Source organism: Caballeronia sp. (genome assembly GCF_028292365.1).
GTDB lineage: Bacteria > Pseudomonadota > Gammaproteobacteria > Burkholderiales > Burkholderiaceae > Caballeronia.
In genome coordinates, this window is record NZ_JAQGMM010000407.1 from 1 (window position 1) to 5579 (window position 5579).

General features: G+C 58.0%; 7 protein-coding genes. All 7 read right to left on the bottom strand.

Annotation, left to right across the window (positions count from 1 at the left end; genetic code table 11):
- On the bottom strand, window positions 1-1757 hold a 1757-nt coding region (dsbD, locus tag JWR14_RS24320; protein ID WP_299713207.1), incomplete at its 3' end, for a protein-disulfide reductase DsbD.
- Window positions 1750-2082: a divalent-cation tolerance protein CutA gene (gene cutA / locus JWR14_RS24325; RefSeq protein ID WP_299713210.1), complete on the bottom strand. Its 333-nt coding sequence runs from the start codon at window positions 2080-2082 to the stop codon at window positions 1750-1752. The genes dsbD and cutA, both read right to left, overlap by 8 nt.
- 181 nt (window positions 2083-2263) lie before the next feature.
- On the bottom strand, window positions 2264-2659 hold the full coding sequence (gene rplQ, locus JWR14_RS24330) for a 50S ribosomal protein L17 (protein WP_299713213.1): 396 nt from the start codon (window positions 2657-2659) through the stop codon (window positions 2264-2266).
- Between the two features lie 153 nt (window positions 2660-2812).
- Window positions 2813-3790 carry a DNA-directed RNA polymerase subunit alpha gene (gene rpoA / locus JWR14_RS24335; protein ID WP_047845349.1) on the bottom strand — a complete coding sequence of 326 codons (978 nt, stop codon included), beginning with the start codon at window positions 3788-3790 and terminating at the stop codon, window positions 2813-2815.
- 125 nt (window positions 3791-3915) lie between these two features.
- Window positions 3916-4539 (bottom strand): 30S ribosomal protein S4, encoded by a 624-nt coding sequence (rpsD, locus tag JWR14_RS24340; protein ID WP_031361561.1) that lies wholly within the window; start codon window positions 4537-4539, stop codon window positions 3916-3918.
- A 158-nt stretch (window positions 4540-4697) separates the two neighbouring features.
- Entirely contained in the window at window positions 4698-5102 is a 405-nt protein-coding gene (gene rpsK, locus JWR14_RS24345; protein WP_006052224.1) for a 30S ribosomal protein S11, read from the bottom strand.
- A 28-nt stretch (window positions 5103-5130) separates the two neighbouring features.
- On the bottom strand, window positions 5131-5496 hold the full coding sequence (gene rpsM, locus JWR14_RS24350; protein WP_062000484.1) for a 30S ribosomal protein S13: 366 nt from the start codon (window positions 5494-5496) through the stop codon (window positions 5131-5133).
- Window positions 5497-5579: the final 83 nt, after the last annotated feature.

Here is a 5579-nt window from a genome sequence, read left to right on the forward strand (position 1 = left end):
TGCGCATCGAAGAAGATGATCCCCGGAGGCCCGAACAATTTGAAGCGTTTGAGCAACGCCTGATCGTCGGGGTTATTCGCCGTGACGTCCGCGCGCAGCAGGTTAAGTTGCGCGAGACGCGCACGTACCCGCGGATCGCTGAACGTGAGATGCTCCATTTCCTTGCACGACACGCACCAGTCGGCATAGAAATCCAGCATGGCCGGCCGACTGGCGGCCTTGAGCGCCAGGTCCAGCTCCGCCGATGACTTTACCGGTGCGAACGTCTCTCCAGGCGCTGATTGCTGTGCACTGGCGCTGGAGCCTGTGCGCGCAGCAAATACGGCCAGTGGCCGAAGCGGATCCGTGGATCCCGCCGCGAGTCCAACGAGCAGCGTAGCGCCCCAGATAGCGAGCGCAGCGCCGAATCCACGAGCCAGCTTGCGCCAGATCGACACCCCTGCAGCGCCCGATGTGAACAGTCCCAACGCCGCAGCCGCCGCAAGCAGCCACAACGCCGCCAGAGCCATCTGCGCGACCGCGCTGAGCACGGGCCACACAATCCACAGTGCCGCCGCGAGTAACACAACGCCGAAGAAAACCTTCACGCCGTCCATCCAGTTCCCCGCGCGCGGCAGCAGCGTCCCCGCACCAAGTCCGATGATCAGCAGCGGCACGCCGAGTCCGACGCCCATGGAAAATAACGCCACACCGCCGAGCAGCGCATTGCCCGTATGCGCGATAAATGCGAGCACGGCAAAGAGCGGCGCGGTCATGCACGCGCCGACCACGAGCGCCGACAACGCGCCCATCACGACGACCGCCGCAACCTTCCCGCCCGATCGCTTCTGCGACGCCTCGTTGACGCTGTTTTGCCAGCGCGCCGGCAATGCGATATCGACACCTGCAATCAGCGTGAGCGCGAATACCGCCAGCAGCACGCCGAACGCGCCGAGCACCCAGGGATTCTGGAGCCACGCCCCAAGACTCTGCCCGATCATCGCGGCGAGCACCCCTAGCGCGGTGTAGACGAGCGCCATGCCGAACACGTACGCCACCGATAATCCGAATCCACGCGAGCGCGTCACGCGCGCGCCTTCACCAATGATGATCGCCGAGAGAATGGGAATCATCGGATAAGAGCACGGCAACAGGCTCAACACGACGCCAGCTACAAAGTACAAACCGACGATTGCGAAAAAGCCCCCGCTTTCGAGCAGGGATTGCGCGTAATCGGCGTTGGTCGCGCGTTCGTACCAGGGCACGTCACTGGCGCTGACCGTTGGCGTTTGACGACTGGCACTGGCGGCTTGCAGCGCGGCGCCACTGACGCGGTAAACGCGCTCCATCGGCGGATAACAAATGCCCTGATCGGCACAGCCCTGCGACGTGACGGCAATATCGAAAGGGCCGGAAGCCTGCTTCACCGGAATCCGGATCACAAGTTCGCCGCGATACGTTTCCACGTCCTTGTTAAACGTCTGGTCGAAGTGAACCTTGCCCGCGGGCAATTGCGGTTCGCCGAGCGTCGCCGCGCCGTTTTTCACCGCAAACGCGAAACGCTCGCGATACATGTAATAGCCATCTGCGACCTTATATCGCACGTCGATTTCGCCCAGTTTTTCCGAAGCACTGAATTTGAACGCGACGGCGGGGTCGAGAAAATCGTCGGCGGCATGGCCTGGCGAGATCGAGCAGAGCAGCAACGCGAAACACGATACGAGCATGAGCACTGCATCGAGCGGCCGGCGCGCGGAGAAGGCAAAGGACTTAAACATTAAGAGGACGTTGAGTTTCCGCGGTGATCCATTGCCCATAAGCAGCCGAAGCATCTGCCTGCCACGAGACAACTTCAGGTGTTTCATAAGGATGATTCGCTTCGATAAAGCGCGTCAGTTCGTCGCCGCGTGCGAGGCTTGTCTTGAACAGGAGCTGAAGCTCCTCAGCAACCTCTACCTTACCTTCCCACCGATACCTCGACTTGACCGTGCCCAGCTCCGTCACACAGGCGGCAAGCCGTGCATCGATGGCTTGCTGCGCGAGGGTTGACGCGGCCTCGCTGTCAGGCAGCGTCGTGAGAACGAGGACAACCGGCGTGTTCACGAAAAAGCTCCGATGCGGTGGATATGCACGCAATCCTAGCACTGGACGTCGATAACCCGCATTCAGCCAATCAGCCTATGACTTGGGACTCACGCCCTAACAATCAGCAGCGCAAACCCGGCGCACAAATAGAAAAAGGCCAAGCAGAGCTTGGCCTTTTTTCGATCAACAGCGTGCTAGGTTATTCAGCTTCTTGCACGTCGTCGCCGTCCGCGAGTTCCGGACGATCCATCAGCATGACCAGCGCCATCGGCGCGTTGTCGCCTTGGCGGAAGCCGAATTTCAGGATGCTCAGATATCCACCCGGACGCTTTTCAAAGCGCGGGCCGAGCACTTCAAACAGCTTCGCGACGGAGTCACGATCGCGCAGGCGGTTGAACGCCAGACGACGATTTGACAGCGACGGCTTCTTGCCGAGCGTGATCAGCGGCTCAACGACTTTACGAAGTTCTTTAGCTTTCGGCAGCGTCGTCTTGATGACTTCGTGCGCGATCAGCGAGTTCGACATATTACGGAGCATAGCCAGACGGTGGCTGCTCGTGCGGTTCAGTTTCCGCAAACCATGTTTATGGCGCATTTTGAAGTTCCTAATTAATCAAGTTTAGATCCAGCTCTTCTATTGCGTCTCTCGAGAGTCTCTCGTGAGCGCACGGGCCGGTCGTAGAAAAAGCAAGATGCGGATTTTAAAGGAAAATCCGCATCTTTGCCAGTCAGGCGTACTGCCTGAATCTTACTTGTCGAGACCAGCCGGCGGCCAGTTTTCGAGCTTCATACCCAACGTCAGACCACGCGAAGCCAGGACTTCCTTGATCTCGTTCAGCGACTTGCGACCGAGGTTAGGCGTCTTGAGCAATTCGTTTTCCGTGCGCTGAATCAAATCGCCGATGTAATAGATGTTCTCGGCCTTCAGGCAGTTCGCGGAACGCACCGTCAGTTCGAGATCGTCCACCGGACGCAACAGGATCGGATCGATCTGCGGCGCGCGCGACGGTGCTTCTGCCGCTGCTTCCGTGCCTTCCAGTGCCGCGAATACCGACAACTGGTCGACCAGGATACGAGCCGATTGACGAATTGCTTCCTCGGGCGAAATCACGCCGTTGGTTTCAATGTTCATCACGAGCTTGTCGAGGTCGGTGCGCTGTTCAACGCGAGCGCTTTCAACGGCGTAGCTCACACGGAGAACCGGCGAGAATGACGCGTCCAGCACAATACGGCCAATGATCTTCGCCGAATCTTCGCCATAACGGCGCACGTTGCCCGGCACATAACCGCGGCCCTTTTCAATCTTGATCTGAACGTCGAGCTTTCCGCCCTTCGACAGATGCGCAATCACGTGACCCGGATTGATGACTTCGCAATCGTGAGCGAGTTCGATATCGCCAGCCGTGACAACGCCTTCGCCTTCCTTGCGCAGCGTAACCGTGACTTCGTCGCGGTTATGCAGCTTGAAAACGACGCCCTTCAAATTCAACAGCAGGTTGACCACATCTTCTTGCACGCCGTCGAGCGTAGAATATTCGTGCACGACGCCAGCAATCGTCACTTCGGTCGGCGCATAACCAATCATCGACGACAACAGCACACGCCGAAGCGCATTACCCAAGGTGTGACCATAACCGCGTTCGAACGGCTCCATGACCACTTTCGCGTGACTGTCGCCAAGCGATTCAACTGCAATAATCTTGGGCTTCAACAAACTGGTTTGCATAGGTTTTCCTTTTCAATACCCTCGGCTCGTTACGCCGATAAGGCTGACCGGTGACAACCCGAAAATAAACAGCCGAGGTAACCCCTTGCCTTCGGCAATCAGGGCTCCCCGGCCGTTAATCCGATTTACCGCGAATACAATTCGACGATCAGGCTTTCGTTGATGTCGCCAGCGATATCGCTGCGTTCCGGCATCGACTTGAACGTGCCTTCGAACTTCTTGGCATCGACCGCAACCCAGCTCGGCATTCCGCCTTGTTCGGCCAGGTTCAGCGCTTCCAGAATCCGCACTTGCTTCTTCGACTGTTCGCGAACAGCAACCACATCACCGGCCTTAACTTGCATCGACGGGATGTTGTTCACAACGCCGTTCACCGTGATCGACTTGTGGCCGACCAGCTGACGCGCTTCAGCACGCGTTGAACCGAAGCCCATGCGATACACGACGTTATCAAGACGCGACTCGAGCAATTGCAGCAGGTTTTCGCCCGTCGGGCCCTTGCGGCGATCAGCTTCAGCGAAGTAACGGCGGAACTGACGTTCGAGAACGCCATAAATACGCTTCACTTTTTGCTTTTCACGCAACTGCGTACCGTAGTCGGACGTACGCGCGCCAGACGTGCGGCCATGCTGACCCGGCTTGCTATCGAGCTTGCACTTGTCGGCGAGGGAGCGACGTGCGCTCTTCAGGAAAAGATCAGTACCTTCACGGCGGGACAGCTTTGCTTTTGGACCGGTATAACGTGCCACTTTGCATCCTTAATAATTGATCACGCGAAGGTCGTTCGCGCTAGTTCGAACTCGATGGATCGAACGGTGGGCTTAGTCAGTATTCTTCACGCAGATTCCATAACGCAAGCAACCTGTCGACGCGCGAGCGTCAACAGGTCAAGGCGTTACGCGACGTCTTAGATACGACGACGCTTCGGCGGACGGCAGCCGTTGTGCGGAACCGGTGTCACGTCGGAGATTGCGGTGATCTTGATGCCAAGACCATGCAGCGCACGCACCGCCGATTCACGGCCAGGACCAGGGCCCTTGATCCGCACCTCGAGGTTCTTCACGCCGTATTCCATCGCCACGCGACCAGCCGATTCGGCTGCGACCTGAGCAGCAAAGGGAGTCGATTTACGCGAACCCTTGAAGCCCTGGCCACCCGACGTTGCCCAGGCGAGTGCATTGCCTTGGCGATCGGTGATCGTGATGATGGTGTTGTTGAACGACGCGTGAACGTGAACTACGCCCTCGGCGACGTTCTTCTTTACCTTCTTGCGAACGCGTTGCGCCGCGGAGTTGTTCGAAGCCTTAGCCATTACGTTTTCCTGTAACTATCAATTCCGCTTACTTCTTCAGCGATTGCGCTGCACGACGCGGACCCTTGCGGGTACGGGCATTCGTACGTGTGCGTTGACCACGCATGGGCAGGCCCTTGCGATGGCGTACGCCACGATAGCAGCCCAGGTCCATCAGGCGCTTGATGTTCATCGTCACTTCACGACGCAGGTCGCCTTCGACGATGAACTTACCCACTTCTTCTCGCAGCTTTTCGAGGTCTGCGTCAGTGAGGTCTTTGACCTTCTTCGAAAACTCCACACCAGACGAGACGCAAATGTTGCGTGCGCGCGTGCGGCCTACACCGAAAATAGCCGTGAGGCCGATTTCAGTATGCTGGTGATTCGGGATGTTAACCCCTGCGATACGAGCCATTGTTTTTCCTCAAACAAAAAGCGCAAGCAAAAAGCGCGGCGTTCAGCCTTGACGCTGTTTGTGGCGCGGATCAGAGCTGCAAA